24 protein-coding genes are annotated in these 24,376 nt (G+C 70.1%); 17 read left to right on the forward strand and 7 right to left on the reverse strand.

All coding sequences use genetic code 11. The features are described 5' to 3' along the window. Nucleotides 1-4: 4 nt before the first annotated feature. The 3 genes from AB0P18_RS08495 to pcp are packed head-to-tail and all read right to left on the reverse strand — an operon-like array spanning nucleotide 5 to nucleotide 2,362. Entirely contained in the window at nucleotides 5-1,024 is a 1,020-nt protein-coding gene (locus tag AB0P18_RS08495) for a 1-aminocyclopropane-1-carboxylate deaminase (RefSeq protein WP_363359680.1), read from the reverse strand. After that, a complete protein-coding gene (locus AB0P18_RS08500; protein WP_344052754.1) occupies nucleotides 1,021-1,686 on the reverse strand; it encodes a GntR family transcriptional regulator in 666 nt (221 codons plus the stop codon). Before AB0P18_RS08500 ends, AB0P18_RS08495 begins: the two co-directional genes overlap by 4 nt. Nucleotides 1,687-1,729: 43 nt before the next feature. Continuing rightward, nucleotides 1,730-2,362: a pyroglutamyl-peptidase I gene (gene pcp / locus AB0P18_RS08505; protein ID WP_363359681.1), complete on the reverse strand. Its 633-nt coding sequence runs from the start codon at nucleotides 2,360-2,362 to the stop codon at nucleotides 1,730-1,732. 89 nt (nucleotides 2,363-2,451) lie between these two features. Here pcp and AB0P18_RS08510 point away from each other — a divergent pair, with 89 nt between their 5' ends. Both AB0P18_RS08510 and AB0P18_RS08515 read left to right on the forward strand, forming a co-directional pair. Beyond that, nucleotides 2,452-4,221, forward strand: a complete 1,770-nt coding sequence (locus AB0P18_RS08510; protein WP_363359682.1) for a proline--tRNA ligase — start codon at nucleotides 2,452-2,454, stop codon at nucleotides 4,219-4,221. A 34-nt stretch (nucleotides 4,222-4,255) separates the two neighbouring features. Continuing rightward, on the forward strand, nucleotides 4,256-5,320 hold the full coding sequence (locus AB0P18_RS08515; protein ID WP_363359683.1) for a TIGR00730 family Rossman fold protein: 1,065 nt from the start codon (nucleotides 4,256-4,258) through the stop codon (nucleotides 5,318-5,320). On the opposite strand, the gene AB0P18_RS08520 is transcribed toward AB0P18_RS08515, so the two are convergent. Together AB0P18_RS08520 and AB0P18_RS08525 are read right to left on the reverse strand one after the other, a co-directional pair. Continuing rightward, entirely contained in the window at nucleotides 5,310-5,816 is a 507-nt protein-coding gene (locus AB0P18_RS08520; RefSeq protein WP_363359684.1) for a pyridoxamine 5'-phosphate oxidase family protein, read from the reverse strand. The two genes, AB0P18_RS08515 and AB0P18_RS08520, sit on opposite strands and share 11 nt — an antisense overlap. Before the next feature lie 54 nt (nucleotides 5,817-5,870). Beyond that, the gene (locus AB0P18_RS08525; protein ID WP_363359685.1) at nucleotides 5,871-6,692 is read right to left on the reverse strand and encodes a DUF1206 domain-containing protein; all 822 of its coding nucleotides are present in this window, start codon (nucleotides 6,690-6,692) and stop codon (nucleotides 5,871-5,873) included. Between the two features lie 78 nt (nucleotides 6,693-6,770). Here AB0P18_RS08525 and AB0P18_RS08530 point away from each other — a divergent pair, with 78 nt between their 5' ends. Further along, entirely contained in the window at nucleotides 6,771-8,591 is a 1,821-nt protein-coding gene (locus tag AB0P18_RS08530) for a lipase family protein (RefSeq protein ID WP_363359686.1), read from the forward strand. Between the two features lie 4 nt (nucleotides 8,592-8,595). On the opposite strand, the gene AB0P18_RS08535 is transcribed toward AB0P18_RS08530, so the two are convergent. Next, nucleotides 8,596-10,125, reverse strand: coding sequence for an alanine/glycine:cation symporter family protein (locus AB0P18_RS08535; RefSeq protein WP_363359687.1), 1,530 nt, complete (start codon nucleotides 10,123-10,125; stop codon nucleotides 8,596-8,598). Between the two features lie 131 nt (nucleotides 10,126-10,256). On the opposite strand from AB0P18_RS08535, the gene nusA reads away from it, so the two are divergent. The 4 genes from nusA to rbfA all read left to right on the forward strand — a co-directional run bounded on the left by nusA (nucleotide 10,257) and on the right by rbfA (nucleotide 14,976). Beyond that, nucleotides 10,257-11,243, forward strand: a complete 987-nt coding sequence (nusA, locus tag AB0P18_RS08540; RefSeq protein ID WP_344052774.1) for a transcription termination factor NusA — start codon at nucleotides 10,257-10,259, stop codon at nucleotides 11,241-11,243. A gap of 29 nt (nucleotides 11,244-11,272) precedes the next feature. Further along, nucleotides 11,273-11,545: a YlxR family protein gene (locus tag AB0P18_RS08545; RefSeq protein ID WP_344055807.1), complete on the forward strand. Its 273-nt coding sequence runs from the start codon at nucleotides 11,273-11,275 to the stop codon at nucleotides 11,543-11,545. 59 nt (nucleotides 11,546-11,604) lie between these two features. Beyond that, on the forward strand, nucleotides 11,605-14,373 hold the full coding sequence (gene infB, locus AB0P18_RS08550) for a translation initiation factor IF-2 (protein ID WP_344052776.1): 2,769 nt from the start codon (nucleotides 11,605-11,607) through the stop codon (nucleotides 14,371-14,373). A 132-nt stretch (nucleotides 14,374-14,505) separates the two neighbouring features. Beyond that, nucleotides 14,506-14,976 carry a 30S ribosome-binding factor RbfA gene (rbfA, locus tag AB0P18_RS08555; protein ID WP_363359688.1) on the forward strand — a complete coding sequence of 157 codons (471 nt, stop codon included), beginning with the start codon at nucleotides 14,506-14,508 and terminating at the stop codon, nucleotides 14,974-14,976. 2 nt (nucleotides 14,977-14,978) lie between these two features. On the opposite strand, the gene AB0P18_RS08560 is transcribed toward rbfA, so the two are convergent. Continuing rightward, nucleotides 14,979-15,845: an A/G-specific adenine glycosylase gene (locus tag AB0P18_RS08560; RefSeq protein WP_363359689.1), complete on the reverse strand. Its 867-nt coding sequence runs from the start codon at nucleotides 15,843-15,845 to the stop codon at nucleotides 14,979-14,981. 305 nt (nucleotides 15,846-16,150) lie between these two features. Here AB0P18_RS08560 and AB0P18_RS08565 point away from each other — a divergent pair, with 305 nt between their 5' ends. The 10 genes from AB0P18_RS08565 to AB0P18_RS08610 all read left to right on the forward strand — a co-directional run bounded on the left by AB0P18_RS08565 (nucleotide 16,151) and on the right by AB0P18_RS08610 (nucleotide 24,366). After that, on the forward strand, nucleotides 16,151-16,837 hold the full coding sequence (locus tag AB0P18_RS08565) for a uridine kinase (RefSeq protein ID WP_344052782.1): 687 nt from the start codon (nucleotides 16,151-16,153) through the stop codon (nucleotides 16,835-16,837). After that, nucleotides 16,837-17,724 (forward strand): tRNA pseudouridine(55) synthase TruB, encoded by an 888-nt coding sequence (gene truB, locus AB0P18_RS08570; protein WP_363359690.1) that lies wholly within the window; start codon nucleotides 16,837-16,839, stop codon nucleotides 17,722-17,724. The genes AB0P18_RS08565 and truB overlap by 1 nt, the downstream gene beginning before the upstream one ends. After that, a complete protein-coding gene (locus tag AB0P18_RS08575; RefSeq protein ID WP_344052786.1) occupies nucleotides 17,721-18,089 on the forward strand; it encodes a hypothetical protein in 369 nt (122 codons plus the stop codon). Before truB ends, AB0P18_RS08575 begins: the two co-directional genes overlap by 4 nt. 24 nt (nucleotides 18,090-18,113) lie before the next feature. Beyond that, on the forward strand, nucleotides 18,114-18,560 hold the full coding sequence (locus AB0P18_RS08580) for a hypothetical protein (RefSeq protein WP_344052788.1): 447 nt from the start codon (nucleotides 18,114-18,116) through the stop codon (nucleotides 18,558-18,560). Further along, nucleotides 18,557-19,516 carry a bifunctional riboflavin kinase/FAD synthetase gene (locus AB0P18_RS08585; protein ID WP_363359691.1) on the forward strand — a complete coding sequence of 320 codons (960 nt, stop codon included), beginning with the start codon at nucleotides 18,557-18,559 and terminating at the stop codon, nucleotides 19,514-19,516. Before AB0P18_RS08580 ends, AB0P18_RS08585 begins: the two co-directional genes overlap by 4 nt. A gap of 58 nt (nucleotides 19,517-19,574) precedes the next feature. Further along, the gene (locus tag AB0P18_RS08590) at nucleotides 19,575-19,949 is read left to right on the forward strand and encodes a hypothetical protein (protein WP_344052792.1); all 375 of its coding nucleotides are present in this window, start codon (nucleotides 19,575-19,577) and stop codon (nucleotides 19,947-19,949) included. Nucleotides 19,950-20,017: 68 nt separating this feature from the next. Then, nucleotides 20,018-21,025, forward strand: coding sequence for a deoxyribose-phosphate aldolase (gene deoC / locus AB0P18_RS08595; RefSeq protein WP_344052794.1), 1,008 nt, complete (start codon nucleotides 20,018-20,020; stop codon nucleotides 21,023-21,025). Between the two features lie 7 nt (nucleotides 21,026-21,032). Then, nucleotides 21,033-22,523: an aldehyde dehydrogenase family protein gene (locus AB0P18_RS08600; RefSeq protein WP_363359692.1), complete on the forward strand. Its 1,491-nt coding sequence runs from the start codon at nucleotides 21,033-21,035 to the stop codon at nucleotides 22,521-22,523. Then, nucleotides 22,520-23,380, forward strand: a complete 861-nt coding sequence (locus tag AB0P18_RS08605) for an aldehyde dehydrogenase family protein (protein ID WP_363359693.1) — start codon at nucleotides 22,520-22,522, stop codon at nucleotides 23,378-23,380. Before AB0P18_RS08600 ends, AB0P18_RS08605 begins: the two co-directional genes overlap by 4 nt. Before the next feature lie 95 nt (nucleotides 23,381-23,475). Then, entirely contained in the window at nucleotides 23,476-24,366 is an 891-nt protein-coding gene (locus AB0P18_RS08610; protein WP_363359694.1) for a glycerophosphodiester phosphodiesterase family protein, read from the forward strand. The last annotated feature ends 10 nt before the right edge of the window (nucleotides 24,367-24,376 follow it).

Raw genomic sequence — 24,376 nt, forward strand, 5'->3', positions numbered from 1 at the left:
GGACTCAGCTCCAGAGCGAGTGGTACGCGTTGATCGCGGGCTGGCCGCCCAGGTGCGCGTAGAGCACGTGCGAATCCTTCGGGATGTCGCCGCCCTGCACCAGGTCGATGAGCCCCGCGAGGGACTTTCCCTCGTACACGGGGTCGGTGATCATCGCCTCCAGCTGTGCGCCGAGGGCCATCGCGTTCATCGTCGACTCCACGGGGATGCCGTACAGATCTCCCGCCCAGCCTTCGAGCACCTGGATCTCGTCGTCGCGCAGGTCACGGCCGAGCTCGATGAGCGCTGCCGTGTTCCGCGCGATGCGCTCGACCTGATCGCGCGTCTTCGACAGGGTGGCCGAGGCGTCGATCCCGAGCACGCGGCGCTTCACGCCGGTGAGGTCCTCCAGGGCCGCGAACCCGGCGATCATGCCGGCGTGCGTCGAGCCGGTCACCGTGCAGACGATGATCGTGTCGAACGTGATGCCGAGGGCCCTCTCCTGCTCGGCGACCTCGAACGCCCAGTTGGCGAAGCCGAGTCCGCCGAGCGGGTGCTCGGAGGCCCCGGCGGGGATGGGGTACGGCTTGCCGCCGGATGCCTCCACCTCCGCGAGCGCGTTCTTCCACGAGTCGCGCACGCCGATGTCGAAGCCGGCGTCGTCGAGGCGCGAATCCGCGCCCATCATGCGCGAGAGCAGGATGTTGCCGACCTTGTCGTTCACGGGGTCGTCCCAGGGCACCCACTTCTCCTGCACGAGGCGTGCCTTCAGCCCCAGGTGGGCGGCGACGGCGGCGACCTGCCGGGTGTGATTCGACTGGTATCCGCCGATCGAGACGAGGGTGTCGGCGCCGGACGCGAGGACGTCGGGCACGATGTACTCGAGCTTGCGCACTTTGTTGCCGCCGTACGCGAGGCCGCTGGAGACGTCCTCGCGCTTGGCCCAGACCTGGGCCCCACCGAGATGCTGGGTCAGGCGTTTCAGGTGCTGCAGGGGGCTCGGCCCGAAGGTCAGCGGGTAGCGGGGGAACTCGGCCAGTCTCATGCGTCGGGTCCTTCGATCGGGGCGGGTGCGGCAAGGCTCTGCCAGGTCTGTTCGGCGACGCGAGCGGCACCCTCGGCGTCGCCGGCGGCGCACAGGTCGATGAGCGCTCGGTGGCGGGCGACGGATGCCGCTCCTTCGTGCGACGCGAAGCGCAGGCGCTCCGCGCGGTGCAGCACCGGCTCGTACTGCGCGATCACCGCCGCCGCGGCGGCGTTCCCGGACACCTCGACCGCGATGCGGTGGAAGGCCTCGTCGGCGCGGAGGGCGGCATCCGTGTCGCCGGCCCGCTGCGCGGCCGCGAACGCGTCGTTCGCGGCACGCATGCGCTGCAGGTCTTCGGCATCGAGCCGGGGGACCGCTTCGCGGACGACCAGGGCGTGCATCGCGGCGACCACGGCCTGCGCGTCGCGGACCTGGCGATCCTCCAGCGGCGCGACCACCGTCGACCTGCCGGGGACGGCGCGCACGAGTCCCGCACGCGCGAGCTCCAGCAGCGCCTCGCGCACCGGCGTGCGGCTCACGCCGAGCCAGGTCGCCAATTCGGTGTCGCGCAGCTGCTCCTGCGGGGCGAGCGTGCCGTCGACGATCGCGTCGCGGATCCGCGCGTACACGTCATCGCGGAGGAGGGGACGCGGAGGGAGGGCGACGGAGGGAACCGGCATGCAATATATTGCACACCACGCGCGGCCGTCGCGTCAAACCCGATCAGTGCAGCGTGCCGCCGGGGCGGTGCTCGTCCACCTGTGCGTCGAGGCTCACCCGGACGATGATCTCGACCGCCCGTGCGATCGCGTCCGCCGTCAGGGCCGGTGCGCCCTGGGGGGCGTGCTCGATGCTCCACGGGACGTGGACGAACCCGGCGCGCACACCCTCCGGCGCGGCGTCCAGCAGGGCGAAGAACGTGTGGTTGCAAACGAACGTCCCTGCCGAATACGACACTTCGGCGGGCGTGCCGGAGGCGAGCACGGCGTGGGCCGCGGACTTGACGGGCAGAGTCGAGAAGTGCGCGGCCGGAGCCCCGGGGACGCTGGGCTCGTCCGTCGGCTGGAACCCGGCGTTGTCGGGGATGCGGGCATCCGCCAGGTTGATCGCGACGCGCTCGACGCCGATCCCGCTCCGCCCGCCCGCGAGCCCCGTCGCGACCACGACGTCCGGCCGATGCTGCGCGAGCAGCTCGCGCATCCGCGCCGCAGCGCCGGCGAACGTGACCGGCAGGACCGCGGTGATCAGCTCCTCCGGGCCGCTCCAGCGGGACTCGACGAGGTGGACGGCCTCCTCTGACGGGTTCACCGCATCGCCGGCGAACGGCTCGAAACCCGTGAGGAGCACTCTGGTCATCGACTCAGGCTACGTCGGCGGGGGCCGGCGAGCGGGCGTCGGCGTGATCGGCGGAGCCCGGGACGAGGTCGCGCCTAGACTTGACCCTCGTGGTCACACGTCTCTCGCACTACTTCCTCCGCACGCTCCGCGAAGACCCCGCCGACGCCGAGGTCGCCTCGCACCGGTGGCTCGTCCGCGCCGGGTACATCCGCCGCCAGGCGCCGGGCATCTTCGCGTGGCTGCCGCTCGGCCTGCGGGTCAAGGCGAAGGTCGAAGGCATCATCCGCGACGAGATGACGGCGGCGGGCGCGTACGAGGTGCATTTCCCCGCGCTCTTGCCGCGCGAACCGTACGAGGTCACGGGCCGCTGGGAGGAGTACGGCGACGGCATCTTCCGCCTGCAGGATCGCAAGGGCGCCGACTACCTGCTCGCTCCCACGCACGAAGAGGTCTTCACGCTGCTGGTGAAGGACCTGTACTCGTCGTACAAGGACCTCCCGCTGTCCATCTACCAGATCCAGGACAAGTACCGCGATGAGGCGCGTCCCCGCGCCGGGCTTCTGCGCGGCCGCGAGTTCACGATGAAGGACGCGTACTCGTTCGACTACACGGATGCCGGGCTCGACGCGTCCTACATGGCCCAGCGCGACGCCTATGAGCGCATCTTCGCCAGGCTCGGCCTCGAGTACGTCATCGTTCAGGCGGATGCCGGGGCCATGGGCGGCTCGCGCTCGGAGGAGTTCCTGCACCCGACCGCCGTCGGCGAGGACACGTTCGTCCGGTCCGCCGGCGGCTATGCCGCGAACGTCGAAGCGTTCACGACGGTCGCTCCCGACCCGATCGCCCTCGAGGGCCTGCCCGAGCCCGTGATCTTCGACTCGCCCGACACGCCGACGATCGCGACGCTCGTCGACCACGCGAACGCCCACCTCGACGCACCCGCCGAGGGGGAGTGGACCGCGGCGCACACGCTCAAGAACGTGGTCTTGGCCCTCACCCACCTCGACGGCGCGCGGGAGCTCGTCGTCATCGGCCTCCCGGGTGATCGCGACGTCGACGACAAGCGCGTCGATGTCGCGTTCGCCCCCGCCGAAGTCGAGCAGGCCACGCCCGAGGACTTCGAGAAGCACCCGCTCCTGGTCAAGGGCTACATCGGTCCGTGGTCGCCCACGGGCGCGATCCTCGGCGAGGAGTCCGCCACCGGCATCCGCTATCTGCTGGACCCCCGCGTCGTCGACGGCACGAGCTGGATAACCGGCGCGAACATCGATCAGAAGCACGTGCACTCGCTCGTCGCCGGCCGTGATTTTGCAGGCGACGGCTTCGTCGAGGTCGCATCGGTGCGCGCGGGCGACCCCGCCCCCGACGGCTCCGGTCCGGTGGAACTCGCGCGCGGCATGGAGATCGGCCACGTCTTCCAGCTCGGCCGAAAGTACGCCGACGCGCTGGGGCTGAAAGTCCTCGATGAGAACGGCAAGCTCGTCACCGTCACGATGGGCTCGTACGGCATCGGGGTCACACGCATCCTCGCGATCATCGCCGAGCTCAACAACGACGAGAAGGGACTCATCTGGCCGGCATCCGTATCACCGTTCGACGTCCACGTCGTGGCGGCGGGGCGCGACGCCGTCGCGTTCGACGTCGCCGAGGACCTCGCGAAGGAACTCGAGGCCGCCGGCAAGGATGTCCTGCTCGATGATCGACCGAAAGTGTCGCCGGGTGTGAAGTTCGGCGATGCCGAGATCGTGGGCGTGCCGAAGATCGTCATCGTCGGGCGAGGTGCCGCGGACGGTCAGGTCGAGCTGTGGGATCGCCGCAGCGGGGATCGCGAGACCATCTCGATCGCGGATGCCGTCGGCCGACTGACCGTCGGCTGATCCGCACACGCGCGGAGCGTGCGAGGCTGGAGGCGTGTCCGAATCCGGTGCCCCCATCCCCGCCGAGGTCACCGAGGCCGTCCGCGGAGTGCTGGAGCATGCCGGCATCACGACCGACGCGGACCTCGTCGCCCGCATCCTCACCACGGGCGTCGGGCTGGGGATGGATCGCACCAGTCGGCTTGATCTGAAGATCACTTCCGCCGCACTGACGGAGATGCGGGCAGCGTTCCGGCTGTTCGCCCCCTTCGAGGACGTGCCGAAGGCAACGATCTTCGGGTCGGCGCGGACTCGACCGGATGACGAGCTCTACATCGCCACGATGCGGGTCGCACGTGCCCTGGCCGAACGCGGATGGATGGTGGTGACCGGCGCGGGTCCCGGCATCATGCAGGCGGCCGCGGAGGGGGCGGGCGTGGACCACTCGATCGGGGTGTCGATCCGGCTGCCGTTCGAGGACAAGCCGAATGCACTCCTGGCGCGCAGCGCCAACAACGTCGCGATGAAGTACTTCTTCACGCGCAAGCTCATGCTGGTGAAGGAGTCAACCGGCTTCGTGTGCCTCCCCGGCGGCTTCGGCACGCTCGACGAGATGTTCGAGCTGCTCACCCTGCAACAGACCGGGAAGGCCGAGCCCACTCCGATCGTGCTGCTGGACGAACCCGGCGGCACATTCTGGGCGGGGCTGCGACGCTTCGTCGACGAGCAGCTCGTGACGTCGGGCGTGATCTCGCCGCACGATTTCGATCGGGTGCTCATCACGGATTCGGTCGAGGCCGCCGCCGACGAGCTGACCGGCTTCTGGCGGAACTACGATTCGCTGCGCTGGGTCGGCGGCCGGCTCGTCCTCCGTCTGCGCGCAGAGCCCACGCCTGACGAAGTGGACTCGCTCAACGAGCAGTTCGGGTCGCTCGTGCGGGAGGGCCGGATCGAGGCCGGGACGGCGCTCCCGCAAGAGCTGGCCGATGCGGACCGGCCGGACCTGCCTCGTCTGATCCTCACTCCGGATCAGTTCCAGGTGGGGTCCCTCCACCGACTGATCCGCGCGATCAACGAGCTCGGCAGCGCGCCGTCCACCCCGGGAGCGGTCAGCAGCTGATCTTCTCGTGCCGCATCGTGTCGTCGGGGGTGTCCTTCGTCACGAGGGCCTTGAGCATGCCCGCCGCCATCACGAGCTTTCCGTGCTTGGGTTCCCAGAACTCGCACTCCACGGGCGTGACCTTCAACAGCGCGATGTCGGGGGTCTCGAGTCCGTCCTCGAACCAGATGTCGAGGGACGCGGTGTACAGCTCCTCCATCTTCGCGCGGTCGTGCACGACGGCAGCGCGGCCCGCGACGGAGACGAAGCGCATTCCTTTCGCGTCGAGGTAGGACAGGCCCACCTCGTGGTCGGCCCGCACTTCGTCCGCCTTCTTCGAGTCGTCCGCCGTGAAGAACCAGATGTCGCCGTTCTCATCCATCTGGCGCGTGCTCATGGGCCGCGAAACGAGGTTGCCGGCGGCATCCTGCGTCGTCAGCATCGTGAAGTCGATGTCCTCCACGAGTTCCTTCAGGCGCACGATCGCCTCGGTCTGGGTCATTCGATCATCGGTCATGCACCGAGGCTCGCACCCACCTCCGAGGGAGCCAAGGGCTTGACACGGCGATGATCACAGACGCGCGAAGCGCGCGCGGAACAGGCAGAAGACCCCGTAGGCGATGAACCCGGCTCCCACGATCGCGACCAGCAGCGGACCGAGCGGAAGCCTCAGGAGCGCCTGCAGGGCACCGTCGAGACCGCCGGCTGTATCGGCGTCCGCGTCGACGGCCGCGATGACCAGCAGGATGCCGACGATGCCGAGCGCGATCCCCTTCGCGACGAAGCCGATCAGGCCGAGTCCGGCGACCCCACGCCCCGGGCCCACTTCGGGGATGTCGACCTTGCCGCGGAACGAGCGTCGCACGCCCATGACGATGAACGCGATGCCGCCGATCCCGATGCCGATCCCCGCGAGCACGAGCACGACAGACCCACCGGGGATCGACAGAAGACCCGCGCTCGCCGCCTCGGCAGCGGACTCGGCGTCCACGCGGGCGCCGAGCGCCACCGCCGCGGCGATCAGGCCGAGCGCGCCGAAGATCGCCGCCTGACCCCACGCGCCGATGCGCCGGCCCCACTTGCTGAAGAATCCGGTGGCGTTGTCGGCGGGGGCACGCTGCAGGATGCCGTCCACGAGCTGCCAGACGGCCAGAGCCCACAGCGTGATCGCCGCCGTCCACAGCAGGATGAACCCGAACGGCACGGCGGCGATCGCCATGAGGGCGCCGGACTGGTCGCTCGCGCCGTCGCCCCCGAAGGCGACGATGACGGCGATCGCGCCGATCAGGATGTGCAGCAGTCCGTTCGCCGCGTAGCCCCCACGGGCCAGGGCGCGAAGCGGAGCGCTGCGCTCCACCTCGCGCGCCACGCGGCGAGGGGCTGTCGCGTCCATCAGGCCAGGCTACGCGGGCAGGACGGCGTGGCGGTCCGATCTAGGATGGCCCGAGTGAGTGTGCCGTCCCCTCCCGCGGTGCCGAGGCCCCGTCTGCGGCGGGCTCTCCGGCTCATCGAAGCGGCGCCCGCGCCGGCGGCACTCGCGATCGGCATCTCCGTCTTCGCGCTCGGCGTCTTCATCGTGACGCGCCCGCTCACCTCGCTCTGGCTGCTCGCAATCGTGGTCGGGGTCGCTGCGATCCTCGCCGGGGTCCTCGATCTCGCCGACTCCGAGCGCTCCCGCACCGTCTGGTATCGGATCGTGTGCGTTCTGTGGATCGTCGGCGGTCTCGCTGTGCTGCTCTTCGTCGGGCGCAGTCTCGAGATCCTTCCGGCCGTCCTCGCGGTCCTGCTGATCATCGGCGGCCTCGGGTCGCTGGCCGGCGTCCTGCGCGGCCGGGTGAGCGAGCGAGTGCTGTCGGGTGCATCGGGTGTCGCGCAGATCGTCTTCGGAGTCCTCGCGCTCGCGTGGCCCGACCTGACACTCCTGATCGCGGCGGTGCTGTTCGGCGTGCGCACGATCGTCTACGGCGGATCGCTCGTGTGGCGTGCGGGGCGTCGGCTCGCGGGGCGCACGCCGACTCTGGGCGATTCCGGTCGCGGACCGCGCGGTCGCAGGCTCGCGGATGCCGGCCGCTACGCGCTCGCCGTCGTCCTGGTGGTCCTCGCCGGGACCGCCTGGAGCGTGAACGGGTGGCTCGCGGAGGGTGCGCCCGTGATCGACGCGTTCTACAACGCCCCGGCGGATGCTCCCGACGGACCGGGGGAGCTGATCCGCTCGGACGCGTACGCCGGCTCCGCGCCCGCGGACGGCACGGTGCGCCGGATCCTGTACAGCACGACGGATGCCGTCGGCGTGCGCGCCGTGGCCAGCGCTCTGGTCATCATCCCGACCGACCTGCCTCCGGGCCCACGGCCCGTCGTGTCCTGGAACTGGGGGACGACCGGGGTCGCACGCGGATGTGCGCCGAGCCTGATGGACTCCACCGCGACCCGGTGGGCGATCCCCGCGGTCTCGGAGGCGCTGCGTCGCGGCTGGGTGGTCGTGGCATCGGACTACACCGGTCGAGGAGCGGCGGGTCGCTTCCCGTATCTGATCGGCGAGGGCGAGGCGCGGTCGAGCCTGGACGCCATCCGCGCGGCGGGCGAGTTGGAGGACGTCCGTCTCTCCCGCGACGTCGTGGTGTGGGGGCACTCACAGGGCGGGCACGCCGCCCTGTGGACCGATCCGGTCGCGGCCGAGTACGCGCCCGAGCTGCGCATCCTCGGCACGGCGGCGCTCGCTCCGGTGACCGATCCTCTGGCGATGGCGCGCGAGCTCGCGGGCCGCGATGCCGGCGCGGAGCTGTCGATCCTCGTTTCCTGGGTGCTCGTGCCGTACGCGGACGTGTACCCCGACGTCAACGTCGAGGATTACGTGGTCACCTCCGGCCGATCGATCGTCCGGGAGATGACCCAGCGGTGCCTCAGCGAACCGGGTCTGTTCGTGTCGGCGATCACGTCGCTCGGTGTGTCCGCCGACAGGCCCCTGTATCCCGCGAACCTGACCGCGGGCGCACTCGGCCGACGGCTCGAACAGAACCGTGCGATCGGTCCGTGGCGCGGCCCCGTGCTGATCGGATGGTCGGATCAGGACGAGGTGATCCCGTCCGATCTGCCCGAGCACTTCGTCCGTGACGCCTGTGCGGCGGGAGTGCCGGTCCGGTGGGTGGAGTTCGCGACCGGCGACCACCGCTCGCTCATCGTCCCCTCATCGGGATTCCTGCGGACGCTCGTGCGCTGGACGGATGACCGGTTCTCCGGGTCCGACGCACCGGCTTCCGATTGCGCCCGCTACGCCGTCGACGCCGAGGAGTGACGGGCTAGCCGAAGGGGTCGGCGTCGCGATCCGCGGTGGCGCGGTGCAGGTGATCGCGGTGCTTCTGAGCCTCGTGGTCCCTCGTGGGAAGGTCCACCGGCCCCGTGACGGACAGCTCGTCCTCCCACACCGCGATCCCGTCCACATCGGGCATGAGCGCGCGCGTGAAGATGGGGTTCCGCCCGGCGCGACGCTGAGCGGTGTAGTCCTTCAGCAGTCGGAAGGCGATGCCCGACAGCAGGGCGATCGCGATCAGGTTGACCAGCGCCATGAGCCCCATCGCTCCGTCGGCGAAGTTCCAGACCACGTCGGCCGAGATCACCGATCCGACGAAGACCGCCACCACCGCCAGCAGCCGGTACGCGGTCAGCACGGCCGGACGCGGCGTGATGAATTCGATGTTGGATTCGCCGTAGTAGTAGTTGCCGAGGATCGAGCTGAACGCCAGAAGGAAGATGATCACGCTCAACAGCACGTTCGACCACTCGCCGAGCGTGCTCGTCATCGCGCCCTGTGTGAGTCCGATCCCGCGCCCGGCCTCGGAGAGATCGGGAACGGAGACCAGGATGATGAACGCCGTGATCGAGCACACCAGGAAGGTGTCGAAATAGACGCCGAGGGTCTGGACGAGGCCCTGCTTGACGGGGTGGGTGACCGCCGCCGTCGCCCCGGCGTTCGGAGCGGAACCGAGACCCGCCTCGTTGGAGAACATCCCACGCTTGACTCCGGTGAGGATGATGTAGCCGAGACTCGCCCCCACGACTTCGTTGAAGCCGAACGCCTCCGTGAAGATCGAGGCGAAGGCCGCGGGGATGCGGTCGGCATGGATCACGAGGATGACGATCCCGACGATCAGGTACAGCAGCGCCATGGCAGGGACCAGCAGCTGTGTCACCGAGGCGATCCGACGGACGCCGCCGAAGATGACCAGGGCCATCAGGACCGCCAGCCCGATGCCGACTCCCCAGGGCAGCCAGCCTGCGGAGTCCTCACCGAAGCTGCCGGCGAGGGTGGCCTGGATCGTGTTGGCCTGGAGGGAGCTGAAGGCGATCGGGAAGCAGACGATCAGGATGACCGCGAACAGGACGCCCATCCAGCGTGCCTTGAGCCCCCGCTGCATGTAGTAGGCGGGTCCGCCTCGGAAGCCGTCCTTGTCACGGATCTTGAAGAGTTGGGCGAGGGAGGACTCGATGAAGCTCGAGGAGCCTCCGATGAAGGCCATCAACCACATCCAGAACACCGCTCCCGGGCCGCCGATGGCGATCGCCGTGCCCACCCCGGCGATGTTGCCGACTCCCACCCGTGAGGCCGCAGAGATGGTGAAGGCCTGGAATGCCGACACCGACTGCGGGCGCCCGCCCGCATCGCGCGGGGTCTTGTCGGTGAGGGTGCGGAACATCTCGGGGATGAGCCGGAACTGCACGACCCCGGATCGCAGCGTGAAGTACAGGCCGAGCAGGATCACGACCGGCAGGACCACCCACGTCCACAGCGCGTCGCCCCAGGTCAGCAGCCATTCGTTGATCGCATCCATGGGGTCAGTATGGCGGGCGGGCGCTGAGGCTGACCAGCAGCCGCCCAGAACACCGCGGCCGGCATCCGGTACCCTGGACGGATGCCGCGCGCCGCTCGCGCGACGGCGACAGCTGAATAGGGAGGTCACGCATGGACATCGATCTGTCACTCTTGCGGACGATTGAGCGAGAGAAGGAGATCCCCTTCGATGAGCTCGCGCGCATCATCGAACAGGCGATCCTGACCGCCTACGCCAAGCACACCTCGCCGACCGGCGAACTGCCCGCCGGCGCCCGCGCGGTCCTCGATCGCAAGACGGGTCACGTCGCGGTCTTCTTGCCGCTCACCGACGACGAGGGCGCGATCATCGGCGAAGAGGAGAGCAGCCCGGACGACTTCGGGCGCATCGCGGCTTTCGCGGCGAAGCAGGTCATCAGCCAGCGGCTGCGGGACATCGCCGACGACGCGGTGCTGGGCGAGTTCCGGGGCAAGGAGGGCGACATCGTCGCCGGTATCGTGCAGCAGGGGCCCAACCCCCGCATGGTGCACGTCGATCTCGGATCCATCGAGGCGATCCTCCCGCCCGAGGAGCAGGTCGCGGGGGAGGACTACGCGCACGGCTCCCGTCTGCGCGTCTACGTCACGTCCGTGGCCAAGGGCACGAAGGGTCCGCAGATCACGGTGTCGCGGACGCACCCGGGGCTCGTGCGCAAGCTGTTCGCGCTCGAAGTGCCCGAGATCAATGCGGGGCTCGTCGAGATCGTCTCGCTCGCCCGCGAAGCCGGGCACCGCACGAAGATCGCGGTGCGGGCGACGGATCCCACGATCAACGCGAAGGGCGCGTGCATCGGTGAGCTCGGTCGACGCGTGCGGGCGGTGACCGAGGAACTGGGCGGCGAGAAGATCGATATCGTCGATTACGACGCCGAGCTGGCGAAGTTCGTCGCGAACGCGCTGTCGCCGGCGAAGGTCACCTCGAGCTTCATCCTCGACGCCTCCACGAAGGCGGTGCGGGCGCTCGTCCCCGACTACCAGCTGTCGCTCGCGATCGGCAAGGAGGGGCAGAACGCGCGCCTCGCCGCCAAGCTCACAGGCGCCAAGATCGACATCCAGCCGGACAGCGTCCTGGAGTCCTGAGGCATGCCCCGTCCGCCCCGAGGTGTAAGATAGAGCCCGTACGGACGTGCGTCGGATGCCGCACGCGTGCCCCCCGGTCCGCACTCCTCAGAGTCGTGGCCGTCGATCACACCCTCATCGCAGATGTCGGCGCGTCGATGCCGGGGCGGGGCGCGTGGGTGCACGACAGCACGGAATGCATGGATGCCGCTCTGCGGCGACGCGCTTTCGTACGGGCATTGCGTGTGTCAGGTCCTCTGGATACGCAGACCTTCGAGAAACGGCTGAACGGCTATGGAAACAAAGTGAACGGCTCGAAATGAGACCCGTCCGCGACTGAGGTCTGCCCTGCCTGGGTGGACCAACCCCAGACAGGAGAATTGTGGCTGCCAAACCACGCGTACACGAGATCGCTTCCGAACTCGGTGTCGACAGCAAGATCGCTCTTGCAAAGCTCAAGGAGCTCGGCGAATTCGTCAAGAGCCCCTCATCCACCATCGAGCCCCCCGTGGCTCGCAAGCTCCGCGCCGCCCTCGAGGCGGACGGCGCCGGTAAGCCGGCCGCCGCGCCGGCTGCGGCATCCGCTCCGGCGGCAGCCACCGCCGCGCCGAGCGCCGCCAAGCCCGGTGCCGCGCGCCCGGGCGCGCCGCGCCCGGCCGCGCCGGCACCCGCCGCTCCCGCGGCGCCGACCCCGGCTGCGGCATCCGCCCCCGCGGCGTCCAGCGCTCCGGCACCCGCGCCGAGCGCGCCCGCGCCTGCCGCGAGCACGCCTGCGGCGGAGACCGCCGCACCGAGCGCACCGCGTCCCGGTGGCGCGCCCGGCGCTCCGCGCCCGGGCAACAACCCGTTCTCGAGCGCTCAGGGCATGGGCCAGCGGCCCGCCGGACCGCGCCCGGGCAACAACCCGTTCGCGAGCGCACAGGGCATGGGCCAGCGGCCCGCGCCGAGCCCCGGCAACATCCCGCGTCCGCAGGCCCCGCGTCCCGGTGCCCCGCGTCCGGGTGCACCCGGTGCGCGTCCCGGTCGCCCCGGTGCGGGCGGTCGTCCCGGTGCGCCCTTCCAGCAGCGACCCGGCGGTCCCGGCCGTCCGGGAGGTGCCGGTGGGGGCTTCCAGCGTCCCGGTGGTGCCCCCGGCGGTGCGCCCGGCGGCTTCGCCGGTCGTCCCGGCGGCGGCGGCGGCCGTGGTCGTGGCCCCGGCGGTGGCACCGCGGGTGCCTTCGGCAAGGGCGGCGGCAAGTCCAAGCAGCGCAAGTCGCGTCGGGCGAAGCGGCAGGAATTCGAGATGCGGGATGCCCCGCAGGTTGGTGGCGTCAACGTCCAGAAGGGCAACGGCGAGATCATCCGTCTGCGCCGTGGCGCGTCGATCGCCGACTTCGCCGACAAGCTCGAGGCGATCCGCGGTTACACCGTGCAGCCCGGCACGCTCGTGACGATCCTCTTCAACCTGGGTGAGATGGCCACCGCCACCGAATCCCTCGACGAGGCGACCTTCGAGGTCCTCGGCGAAGAGCTCGGCTACAAGATCCAGATGGTCTCGCCCGAGGACGAGGACAAGGAGCTCCTGGAGGGCTTCGGTCTGGACCTCGACGCCGAACTCGAGAACGAGGACGAGGACGACCTCGAGATCCGTCCGCCGGTCGTGACCGTCATGGGTCACGTCGACCACGGTAAGACCCGACTGCTCGACGCAATCCGCCAGACCAACGTCGTCGCCGGCGAGGCCGGTGGCATCACGCAGCACATCGGTGCCTATCAGGTCTGGACCGAGCACGAGGGCATCGAGCGCGCGATCACCTTCATCGACACCCCGGGTCACGAGGCGTTCACCGCCATGCGCGCCCGTGGTGCGCAGGTGACCGACCTCGCGATCCTCGTGGTCGCCGCCGACGACGGCATCATGCCGCAGACGGTGGAGGCGCTCAACCACGCGCAGGCTGCGAACGTGCCGATCGTGGTGGCCGTGAACAAGGTCGACAAGCCCGACGCGAACCCCGCGAAGGTGCGCCAGCAGCTCACCGAGTACGGCCTGGTCGCCGAGGAGTACGGCGGCGACGTGATGTTCATCGACGTCTCGGCGCGCGCCGGGACCGGCATCCAGGAGCTTCTGGACGCCGTCCTGCTGACGGCGGATGCCGGGCTCGACCTCACTGCGAACCCGAACAAGGCGGCCCGCGGCGTCGCGATCGAAGCGAAGCTCGACAAGGGCCGCGGTTCGGTGGCGACCGTGCTCATCCAGTCCGGAACGCTGCGCGTCGGTGACGCGATCGTCGCGGGAACCGCGTACGGCCGCGTGCGCGCCATGGCGGACGAGAACGGCGAGCCCGTCCTCGAAGCCTGGCCGTCGCGACCCGTGCAGGTCCAGGGGCTCAACTCCGTGCCCCGTGCCGGTGACACGTTCATCGTGACCGACGAGGACCGCCTCGCCCGCCAGATCGCCGAGAAGCGTGAAGCGGCCGAGCGCAATGCGCAGCTGGCCAAGGCCCGCAAGCGCATCTCGCTCGAGGACTTCACCCGTGCTCTGCAGGAGGGCAAGGTCGAATCGCTCAACCTCATCATCAAGGGTGACGTGTCGGGTGCCGTCGAGGCGCTCGAGGAGTCGCTTCTGAAGATCGAGGTCGACGACTCCGTGCAGCTGCGGATCATCCACCGCGGCGTCGGTGCGATCACCGAGTCCGACGTGAACCTGGCGACGATCGACAACGCGATCATCATCGGCTTCAACGTCCGCCCCGACACGAAGGCGCGCGAGCGTGCGTCCCGCGAAGGAGTGGACACCCGGTTCTACTCGGTCATCTACAACGCGATCGACGACGTCGAGCAGTCCCTCAAGGGCATGCTCAAGCCGGAGTTCGAAGAAGTTCAGTCCGGTGTCGCCGAGATCCGCGAGGTGTTCCGCTCCTCGAAGTTCGGCAACATCGCCGGTGTGATCGTCCGCTCCGGGACGATCACGCGCAACGCGAAGGCGCGGGTCATCCGCGACGGCGTCGTGCTGGCGGACGGCCTGCAGATCGAGTCGCTGCGTCGTTTCAAGGACGACGTCACCGAGGTGCGGACGGACTTCGAGGCCGGTATCGGCCTCGGCAAGTTCAACGACATCCAGATCGGCGACGAGATCGAGACCACGGAAATGGTGGAGAAGCCGCGCGGCTGATCTGCTGACGCTGCGGCGACGGATGTCCCTCCCCGGCAACGGGAACCCCCAAGACCCCGACTGCCGGGGAGGGACATCCGTCACCTCCGCTGACCCTCACCCCGCGGTGAGTGAAGAAAGGCGAGTGAGGAAATGGCTGGAGAACGACAGGCGCGCGTCGCCGACCGCATCCGCGTGGTGCTGGCGGAGCGCCTCGAGAGAGGGCTGCGCGATCCGCGGCTAGGATTCGTCACGATCACCGACGTCAAGGTGACCGGCGACCTCCAGCACGCTTCGGTGTTCTACACCGTGATGGGCGATGAGGCGCTGCGCGCCGACACGGCGGCGGCACTCAAGTCCGCCACCGGCCTGCTGCGCTCCGAGGTCGGCAAGAACCTCAACACCCGCCTCACGCCGACGCTCGAGTTCATCCTCGACGCGATCCCCGAGAACGCCGACCACATCGCCTCGCTGCTGCGTGAAGCGCGTGAGCGCGACGCGGCGGTCGCGGGTCTTGCGGCATCCGCTCAGTACGCCGGCGACGCCGATCCGTACGTCAAGCCCCGCGAGCTCGACGAGGCCGAAGACGAAGCCGACGACGAGGGCGCCGCCCGCGAGGGGTGACCTCAGTGCGGGAGCCGCGCGCTCCCGTCCACGAGTTCGATGAGTCCGTCGTCGGCGAGCGAGGTGATCGCGCGGTCGCGCTGGTGCGGATCCGACCACTCGGCGAGGAGTTCGTCCGTGCGGATGCCCGCGGCATCGGCATCCCGCAGCGTCTTCAGCACCGCGCCGCGAGCCTGCCGGTCGCTGCCCTCATAACGCGCCTGGCGCCGTCGGTCGTCACCGGTGTCGGGGTAGCCGGCGGTGCGCCACGCGCAGATACGCGTGATCGGGCATGAGTCACAACGCGGCGCGCGTGCCGTGCACACCACGGCGCCGAGTTCCATCGTCGCGGCGTTGAACGTCGCGGCGTCCTCGCGTCCGGCGGGCAGGAGCCCGGCCATGTCCGCGAGGTCGCTGCGCGTCGGAGGCCCGGGCTGCGAGCGTCCGCCGACCGCGCGGGCGATCACGCGGCGCGTGTTCGTGTCGACCACCGGATGCCGCTCCCCGTACGCGAACACCGCGACCGCGCGGGCGGTGTAGTCGCCGATCCCGGTGAGGGCGAGGAGGTCATCGACGTCGCGCGGCACGACTCCTGCGTGGCGATCGCGGATCTCGACCGCGGCGCGGTGCAGCCACAGCGCACGCCGGGGATAGCCGAGGTTCGCCCACTGCCGCACGGCGTCCGCCGGAGCGGCGGCGGCGAGGTCGGTGGGTGCCGGCCAGCGCGCCAGCCACGCCTCGAGGTGCGGGATCACGCGGTTGACGGGTGTCTGCTGAAGCATGAACTCGCTGACCAGCGTCCCCCAGGCGCCGAATCCCGGTGCCCGCCACGGGAGCTCCCGGGCGTTCTTCCGGTACCACTCGATGAGCGGGGCGGCGAGCTCGGGCATGCCGACCAGCCTACGAGCAGGGGGCGGTCGCGGATGCGGAGGGGATCTCGGTCTCGGAGGGTGATCGGAGCCCTCGGTCCCTCTGAATCCTCGACGCGGCGGGCGGGATCATGCGTGCCCGCTCGCTCGGATTGCACGGTCACAGCGACCATCACGTCCGCACCGCCGTGGCGCGCGGTGAGATCGTGCGGGTGCGCAAGGGCTGGGTGACGGTGGCACGAAGTGCAGGATCTCGTGATGCGTGCGGTCGCCCAGGGCCTTCGCGGCAGGGAAGGCGCACAGCCCGCGCGGATAGGCTGAGAGCCATGCGCCTGCCCACCACCCCGGTCACCACGCTGCTGCGCAGCCTCCGGGACGAAGTGCGTCAGCACAATCGCGGTGGCCGGGTGATCATCGCGGTCGACGGCATCGACGGTGCGGGCAAGACCGTGTTCGCCGACTCCTTCGCCGATGTCTTCGCCGAGGACGGCTCCGCGGTCTTCCGCGCCTCGATCGACGACTTCCACCGCCCGCGGGCGGAGCGGTACGCGCGTGGCAGGCAGTCGCCCGAAGGCTTCTACCGCGACTCCTACGACCTCACGACCTTCCGTCGTGTCCTGATCGACCCGTTCCGGGAGGGTGGGCAGACCGGGGCGAGCACCGGGTTCCAGCTCGCCGCGTTCGACGTCGTGCGCGACCAGCCCGTCGAGTCGGCGTGGACGACGGCGCCGCGGGATGCCGTCCTCATCGTCGACGGGATCTTCCTGCACCGTCCCGAGCTGAGGAACCTCTGGAACTGGTCGGTCTGGCTCGATGTCCCCATCGATGTGGCCGCACAGCGACTAGCGCTGCGGGACGGCTCCGATCCGAGCCCCTCCGCGCCCTCGAACGCGCGCTACCGCCAGGGCCAGGAGCTGTACCTCAAGGAGGCGAATCCGCGGGCTGCGGCATCCGCGATCGTCGACAACACCGACCTCGCGCATCCGTCCCGCGTCTGGGCGGACTACTGCTGATGGTCGCCGCCGGAATCCTCCTGGTCGACAAGCCGGGAGGCATCACGAGTCATGACGTGGTCGCCCGCGCGAGGCGCGCCCTGGGCACCCGCAAGATCGGACACGCGGGCACGCTGGATCCGATGGCGACGGGTCTGCTCGTGCTCGGTGTGGAGGGCGCGACGCGACTGCTGACCTACATCGTCGGCCTCGACAAGACCTACGAGGCGACCATCCGGCTCGGCGCGTCCACCGACACCGATGACGCCGACGGGCAGATCCAGCGGGTGACGGATGCCGCATCCCTCGACCCCGCGCGGATCGACGCCGAGATCGCCGCGCTGACCGGCGAGATCTCACAGGTGCCGAGCCGCGTGTCCGCGATCAAGGTCGCCGGGCGCCGCGCGTACGACCTCGCTCGTGCGGGGGAGGAGGTGGAGCTCTCCGCCCGCAGCGTGACGGTGTCCCGCTTCGAGGTCCGCCGCCGTCGCGTCGACGGCGGCTTCACGGACCTCGATGTCGTGGTCGACTGCACCAGCGGCACCTATATCCGCGCGCTCGCCCGCGACCTCGGCGCCGCGCTCGGCGTGGGCGGACACCTCACGGCGTTGCGGCGCACGCGCATCGGCCCGTTCGAGGTCGCCGGTGCGGCATCCGTCGACGCGATCTCGGCCGCCGCGCTCGCAGACCCCGCCGGCGCGGCCCGCGCGGTCCTGGGCGCGATCGAGGTGACCGGCGAAGAGGCCCGTGATCTGCGTCACGGCAAGCGGATCGCCGGGGCGGCGACGCGCATGACACGGAACCCGACCGCGGCGATCGATCCGTCGGGCGTCCTGGTGGGGATCGTCGAGCGCCGCGGCACCGACCTCAAGAGCGTCATGAACCTCCCCGAGGAGACGAGCGCATGATCCTGTGGTTCACCTTCGTCCAAGTCGGGGTCGCCGTGATCGCGGGCCTGCTGTGCGTCGTGCTCGGCCTTGCCGGCCGGCGCCCGAGCGACCTGAGCGTCGCCGGTCTCGCGCTGCTCGAACTCCTGCTCATCGCGCAGATCATCGTCGCGATCATCGCTCCGCTCGCCGGCAACCCGCCTACGGGGAGCCTGCTGGAGTTCTGGGTCTACCTGGTCTCGGCTGCGCTCATCCCGCCCGCCGCGGTCGCGTGGGCACTGCTCGAACGGAGCCGCTGGAGCACGGTCATCATGGGGATCGGAGCGCTCGCGGTGGCGGTCATGGTGTGGCGCATGCAGGCGATCTGGACGATCCAGGTCGCCTGAGCCAGCACGTAAGCTTGACCCGCCATGTCGCCCTCAGCCCGCCCCCGCATGTCCGGAATCGGACGCGTCCTGGTGATCGTCTACGCGATCATGGCGCTCGCCGCGACCGGCCGCTCGTTCGTCCAGATCGCTCAGCGCTTCGAGGAGGCCCCGCTGGCCTACAGCCTCTCCGCTGCGTCCGCGGTCGTGTACATCATCGCCACGCTCGCCCTCGTGTTCGCCGGCTCCCGGGGCTGGTACCTCACGGCGTGGGTGGCGATCTGCTTCGAGCTGGCCGGAGTTCTCGTGATCGGAACGCTGAGCCTGCTGCTGCCGGACCTGTTCGCCCACCCGACCGTGTGGTCGTGGTTCGGGATGGGGTACCTGTTCGTGCCGCTCGTGCTGCCGTTCTTCGGGATCTGGTGGCTCGTCACGCATCGGCCGCGCAGTGCGTCGCCGACGGATGCCGATCCCGCGGCGGTCCGCGCGTGATCGTGTTCCACGACCCTGCCGAGGTCCCCGACGGCTTCGGCCCCTCGGTCGTGGCGATCGGCAAGTTCGACGGCGTCCACTCCGGTCACCGCGCCGTGATCGATCGGGCGCGGGTCGACGCCGCCACCACGGATGCCCGCGTGGTCGCGGTCACTTTCGACCGGAACCCGCTCGCGCTGCTGCGACCCGATCTGTGCCCGGACGATCTGATCGGCGTGCACCAGAAGGTGCAGCTGCTCGCCGAGACGGGCGTCGACGCGGTGCTCGTCCTGCGCTTCGACAGGGAGCTCGCCGACCTCTCGCCGCGCGATTTCGTCGAGCGCGTGCTCGTGACCGCGCTCGGCGCCTGCACCGTGCTCGTCGGCGGGGACTTCCGCTTCGGGCGCGGGGGAGCGGGCGACCCGGAGATGCTACGCACGCTCGGTCGCGAGTTCGGTTTCGACGTCGACGTGGTCGACGACGTGCGGGCGGTCGGAGCGGGTCGTCGGGTGTCCTCGACGTGGATCCGCGAAGTGCTCGCCGAGGGGGACGTCGAGTCGGCGGCGAAGCTGCTCGGCCGGCCGGCATCCGTGTGGGGCGAAGTGGTCCACGGACTCAAGCGCGGTCGCGAGCTCGGTTTCCCGACGGCGAACCTCTCGCCGGACTCCGAGGGCTTCATCCCCGCGGACGGCGTCTACGCCGGTTGGCTCATCGACGAGGGATCCGCGAACGGACTGCGTTCGGGAGTGCGGTACCCCGCCGCGATCTCGATCGGCGTCAACCCGCACTTCGACGACGTCGAGCGACGCCAGGTCGAGGCCTATGTGCTGGATGAATCGGACCTCGATCTGTACGGTCACCGCGTCGAAGTCCAGTTCGTCCGGCGCATCCGCGGGATGGCGGCGTTCGAGGGGCTCGAGGCGCTGGTCGCGCAGATGAACGACGACGTCGGGCGCGTGCGGGCCGCGCTGTCCTAGCCGGCGCCAGGGCGGTGGCCCGTAGACCGGGAGTGCCGCGGGTCCTACGATCGGAGCCGTGGACGCCGTGAGTCTGTTGAGCGCCGTGGCCGCGCCGGCGAACACCGTCAACCTCTGGGGGGCGCTGGGTTGCGCGGTGGCGTACTCCGCCGCGCTCCTCGCGACGCTCGACGGATTCGCCGACCTGATCCTCGCGAGAGACGACGCACCGGCGGGGCGGCTCACACCCGGGGTAGGCTTGAAGTTCGGATCGAAGCTCGCCGCCGCGGCGATCGCCGTCATCTCCGCAGGGATCGTCCTGGCATTGGACGAGAACTGGTTCGCCTTCACATGCTTGACGATCGCCTTCGTGGTCGTCGTGGCGATCGGCGTCGTGGTGATGCTGCGGCACACGCGGGCCACGACCGGCAGCGGACCGCGCGCGAGCGGGTGAGAAGAGCTCGCCCTCGCCGTCCGAGATCCCGGGGAATCCCGCGAAGCGTGAAGAGGAACGAGAGACCGATGAGCAGAACAGACCTGCAGACGCTGCCCGAGCGCGCCGTGGCGCTCCTGGGTGGCGAGCCCGACGACACCACCCTCCGGCGCTATCTGCACGGTCTTCCCGGCGTCGATGCGGTCGGGCTGGAGCAGCGCGCCGCCGCGCTCGGCACGCGGTCGATCAAGACGACCTCGAAGGCATGGGCGCTCGACAAGATCATCGAGCTCATCGATCTGACGACCCTCGAGGGTGCCGACACCCCCGGCAAGGTGCGCTCGCTCGTCGCGAAGGCGCTGACCCCGGACGCGTCCGACCCGACGTGTCCGCGCGTCGCTGCGGTGTGCGTGTACGGCGACATGGTGCCCTACGCCGTGCAGGCGCTCGGCGCCGCCCACGGCGATCCGGACGACGGACTCGTCTCGGTCGCGGCCGTCGCCACCGCCTTCCCGAGCGGCAGGGCGTCGCTCGAGATCAAGCTCGCCGACACAGCGGATGCCGTCGCGGCGGGCGCCGACGAGATCGACATGGTGATCGACCGTGGGGCGTTCCTCGCCGGGCGCTACGGGCAGGTCTTCGACCAGATCGTCCGGGTGAAGCAGGCATGCCGTCGGGCGGACGGCACGTACGCCTCGCTCAAAGTGATCCTCGAGACCGGCGAGCTCACCACATACGACAACATCAAGCGCGCCTCCTGGCTCGCGATCCTCGCCGGCGGGGACTTCATCAAGACCTCGACGGGAAAGGTGCAGCCGGCGGCCACGCTGCCGACGACGCTGCTCATGCTCGAAGTGGTGCGCGACTGGCACCGCGCGACCGGCGAGAAGATCGGCGTGAAGCCGGCGGGCGGCATCCGCACCTCGAAGGACGCGATCAAGTACCTTGTCACGGTCGCCGAGACCGTCGGCGAGGAGTGGCTGCAGCCGCACCTGTTCCGCTACGGCGCGTCGAGCCTGCTGAACGACGTGCTGCTGCAGCGGCAGAAGCTGCGCACCGGGGCGTACTCCGCCGCCGACTACGTGACGATCGATTGAGGACCCCATGAGCTTCCTGGAATACGCCCCCGCGCCCGAGTCGCGCAGCATCCTCCGCCTGCGCGACAGCTACGGACTGTTCATCGACGGCGAGTTCGTCGACGGCACCGGCGAGTCGTTCGCGACGATCTCGCCGGCCGACGAGTCCCACATCGCGACGGTGTCCGCCGCGTCCGAAGCGGACGTCGACCTCGCCGTCCGTGCCGCGCGCCGCGCCTACGACAAGACCTGGTCGAAGATGAGTGGCCGCGACCGCGGCAAGTACCTCTTCCGGATCGCGCGGCTCGTGCAGGAGCGGGCCCGTGAGCTCGCCGTCGCGGAGAGCCTGGACAACGGCAAGCCGATCAAGGAGAGCCGCGACGTGGACGTGCCCCTCGTCGCCGCATGGTTCTTCCACTACGCGGGCTGGGCCGACAAGCTCGACTACGCCGGGCTCGGCGCCGGGCCGCGCGCGCTGGGAGTCGCGGGGCAGGTCATCCCATGGAACTTCCCGCTCCTCATGCTCGCGTGGAAGATCGCCCCGGCGCTCGCGGCGGGCAACACCGTCGTGATCAAGCCCGCTGAGACCACGCCGCTGTCGGCCCTGATCTTCGCTGAGATCCTGCAGCAGGCGGAGCTGCCCGCGGGTGTGGTCAACATCGTCACCGGCGCGGGTGCGACCGGCGCCGCGCTGGTCTCGCACCCCGGCATCGACAAGGTCGCCTTCACCGGATCCACGGGAGTCGGCCGCGCGATCGCGAAGGAGATCGCCGGATCGGGCAAGAAGCTCACCCTCGAGCTCGGTGGCAAGGCGGCCAACATCGTCTTCGACGACGCGCCGATCGATCAGGCCATCGAAGGGATCGTCAACGGCATCTTCTTCAATCAGGGCCACGTGTGCTGCGCCGGCAGCCGCCTTCTCGTCCAGGAGAACATTCACGACGAGGTCGTGGACCGGCTCAAGGAACGACTGTCGACGCTGCGCATGGGCGATCCGCTGGACAAGAACACCGACATCGGGGCCATCAACTCGCGTGCCCAGCTGGAGCGCGTCCGGGCGCTGTCGCAGGTCGGCGAGGAGGAGGGCGCGGAGCGCTGGAGCGCGGACTGCGTCATCCCCGAGAACGGCTTCTGGTTCGCGCCCACGATCTTCACGAACGTCCAGGCGAGCCACCGGATCGCCCGCGAGGAGATCTTCGGTCCGGTGCTGTCCGTCCTGACCTTCCGCACGCCCGCCGAGGCGATCGCGAAGGCGAACAACACCCCGTACGGCCTGTCGGCGGGGATCTGGAGCGACAAGGGATCCCGCATCCTCGCCGTCGCCGACAAGCTGCGCGCCGGCGTGGTCTGGGCGAACACGTTCAACCGATTCGACCCCGCCTCCCCGTTCGGCGGCTACAAGGAGTCCGGCTACGGCCGGGAGGGCGGCCGGCACGGCCTCGCCGCCTACCTCGCTCCGGCATCCGCACGCCCCACGACCGCCCGCCTCGCCGCGCCTCGCAAGGAGAAGAAGGCATGACCCGCCTCGCCGTCCCGAAGACCTACAAGCTCTACATCGGGGGCAAGTTCCCGCGCAGCGAGTCCGGGCGCACGTACGAGGTTCGCAGCGCCAAGGGTGACTTCCTCGCCAACGCCTCGCTCGCCTCGCGCAAGGACGCCCGCGACGCGGTCGTCGCGGCGCGCTCGGCGCTGTCGGGCTGGGCGGGAGCAACCGCCTACAACCGCGGTCAGGTGCTGTACCGCATCGCCGAGCTGCTCGAGGGTCGTCGCGCCCAGTTCGTCGAGGAGATCGTCCTGCTCGAAGGCGTCAGTGCCGCCGCCGCGCAGGCGCAGGTCGACGAGGCGATCGACCGCTGGGTCTGGTACGCGGGGTGGACGGACAAGCACGCGCAGGTCGCCGGCAACGCCAACCCCGTCGCAGGCCCGTACTTCAACATCTCCGTCCCCGAGCCGACGGGCGTCGTCGCGGTGATCGCTCCGCAGGACTCGTCGCTGCTCGGCTTCGTCTCCGCGGTCGCACCGCCGCTCGTGGCCGGCAACACGGTCGTGGTGGTCGCCAGTGAGAAGCTGCCGCTCTCGGCGATCTCGCTCGCGGAAGTGCTGGCGACCTCGGACGTCCCCGGGGGTGTGGTCAACGTCCTCACCGGCTCGCCCGCCGAGATCGCCCCGTGGCTCGCGGCACACGCCGACGTGAACGCGCTGGATCTCGTCGGCGCGGGCGCCCTCGACTGGATCGACCTCGAGATCGTCGCCGCCGACACCCTCACGCGCGTTCTGCCGCCGGAAGAGGGGCCCGGCGCTGCGGCGCCGACGCTGGATCGCATCACGGCGTTCACCGAGACCAAGACCGTCTGGCACACCAAGAGCACGATCTGAAACCTCCTGCCGAAGAGGTAACGAAACGGTAACGGGGCATGTAGGGTGGGGGCACACGTCGACGGCGACGTGCGTCACCTCCAAGGACATGCCCGATGCCCGAAGAAGCACCGACGGACGACCGGATCCGGCCGCTCGCGATCGTGTGCGTGCTTGCCACGCTGAGCCTGATCATCGCGTTCCTGGGGGCGACCCCCGCACGGGTGAGCGCGACCGAGATGCTCGGTCAGGCCCGCGCGGCGGGTGACTCGGCGTTCATCGCGAGTCACCGCGGCGGCGGTGCGACCGCTCCCGAGAACACGCTGCCCGCGATCTCCGCCGCGCTCGCCGGCGGGTTCGACTACGTGGAGATCGACGTCGCCCTCACCGCCGATCGCGTCCCCGTGCTCATGCACGATGCCACGGTGGACCGCACGACCGACGGGCACGGGCCGCTGTCCGCGCTCACGCTCGCAGAGGTCAAGACGCTGGATGCCGGGTCGTGGTTCGCGCCCGAATACGCCGGCACGAGCGTACCCACCTTCACCGAAGTGCTCGACCTCCTCGACGAATCCGGGCACCGCGCGATCGTCGAATTGAAGGGCGAGTGGGATGCCGATGCCGTGGCGGGCGCCGTCGACGAGATCACCGCGCGCGGACTCGAGCGTCGTGTCGCCGTCTCGAGCTTCGACGCGCGCACCCTCGCGATGACGGGTGCCGCGTCCGGCGTCGTGGCGCGCCTGTTCATCCTGCGGCACCTTCCCGATGACGTCGTGGCCGCGGCGCAGGAGGCGGGGGTGCGAGGTCTCGTCGTGGCCCGCCGCGCCGTCATCGATCGGCCGGAGATCGTCGAGGAGCTCCACGCCGCCGGCATCCGTGTCGTGGTCTACACCCTGAACGACGACACGCAGTGGGATGAGGTCACCGCGCTGGGGGTGGACGGTATCGTGACCGACGATCCCGCCACGCTGTCGCTGTGGCAGCAGGGCGTCGCGGGTCAGAGATAACCCGCGGTCG

It is taken from the genome of Microbacterium sp. NPDC064584 (genome assembly GCF_040687315.1).
Classification (GTDB): Bacteria; Actinomycetota; Actinomycetes; order Actinomycetales; family Microbacteriaceae; genus Microbacterium; species Microbacterium lacus.

Coding starts and splice junctions, on each gene's coding strand:
- pcp (WP_363359681.1), bottom strand. CDS start 2,362: ATGACCAGAGTGCTCCTCACGGGTTTCGAGCCGTTCGCCGGCGATGCG.
- deoC (WP_344052794.1), top strand. CDS start 20,018: ATGAGCAGAACAGACCTGCAGACGCTGCCCGAGCGCGCCGTGGCGCTC.
- AB0P18_RS08495 (WP_363359680.1), bottom strand. CDS start 1,024: ATGAGACTGGCCGAGTTCCCCCGCTACCCGCTGACCTTCGGGCCGAGC.
- AB0P18_RS08580 (WP_344052788.1), top strand. CDS start 18,114: ATGTCGCCCTCAGCCCGCCCCCGCATGTCCGGAATCGGACGCGTCCTG.
- AB0P18_RS08605 (WP_363359693.1), top strand. CDS start 22,520: ATGACCCGCCTCGCCGTCCCGAAGACCTACAAGCTCTACATCGGGGGC.
- rbfA (WP_363359688.1), top strand. CDS start 14,506: ATGGCTGGAGAACGACAGGCGCGCGTCGCCGACCGCATCCGCGTGGTG.
- AB0P18_RS08500 (WP_344052754.1), bottom strand. CDS start 1,686: ATGCCGGTTCCCTCCGTCGCCCTCCCTCCGCGTCCCCTCCTCCGCGAT.
- truB (WP_363359690.1), top strand. CDS start 16,837: ATGGTCGCCGCCGGAATCCTCCTGGTCGACAAGCCGGGAGGCATCACG.
- AB0P18_RS08520 (WP_363359684.1), bottom strand. CDS start 5,816: ATGACCGATGATCGAATGACCCAGACCGAGGCGATCGTGCGCCTGAAG.
- AB0P18_RS08535 (WP_363359687.1), bottom strand. CDS start 10,125: ATGGATGCGATCAACGAATGGCTGCTGACCTGGGGCGACGCGCTGTGG.
- nusA (WP_344052774.1), top strand. CDS start 10,257: ATGGACATCGATCTGTCACTCTTGCGGACGATTGAGCGAGAGAAGGAG.
- AB0P18_RS08600 (WP_363359692.1), top strand. CDS start 21,033: ATGAGCTTCCTGGAATACGCCCCCGCGCCCGAGTCGCGCAGCATCCTC.
- AB0P18_RS08610 (WP_363359694.1), top strand. CDS start 23,476: ATGCCCGAAGAAGCACCGACGGACGACCGGATCCGGCCGCTCGCGATC.
- AB0P18_RS08565 (WP_344052782.1), top strand. CDS start 16,151: ATGCGCCTGCCCACCACCCCGGTCACCACGCTGCTGCGCAGCCTCCGG.
- AB0P18_RS08560 (WP_363359689.1), bottom strand. CDS start 15,845: ATGCCCGAGCTCGCCGCCCCGCTCATCGAGTGGTACCGGAAGAACGCC.
- AB0P18_RS08525 (WP_363359685.1), bottom strand. CDS start 6,692: ATGGACGCGACAGCCCCTCGCCGCGTGGCGCGCGAGGTGGAGCGCAGC.
- AB0P18_RS08575 (WP_344052786.1), top strand. CDS start 17,721: ATGATCCTGTGGTTCACCTTCGTCCAAGTCGGGGTCGCCGTGATCGCG.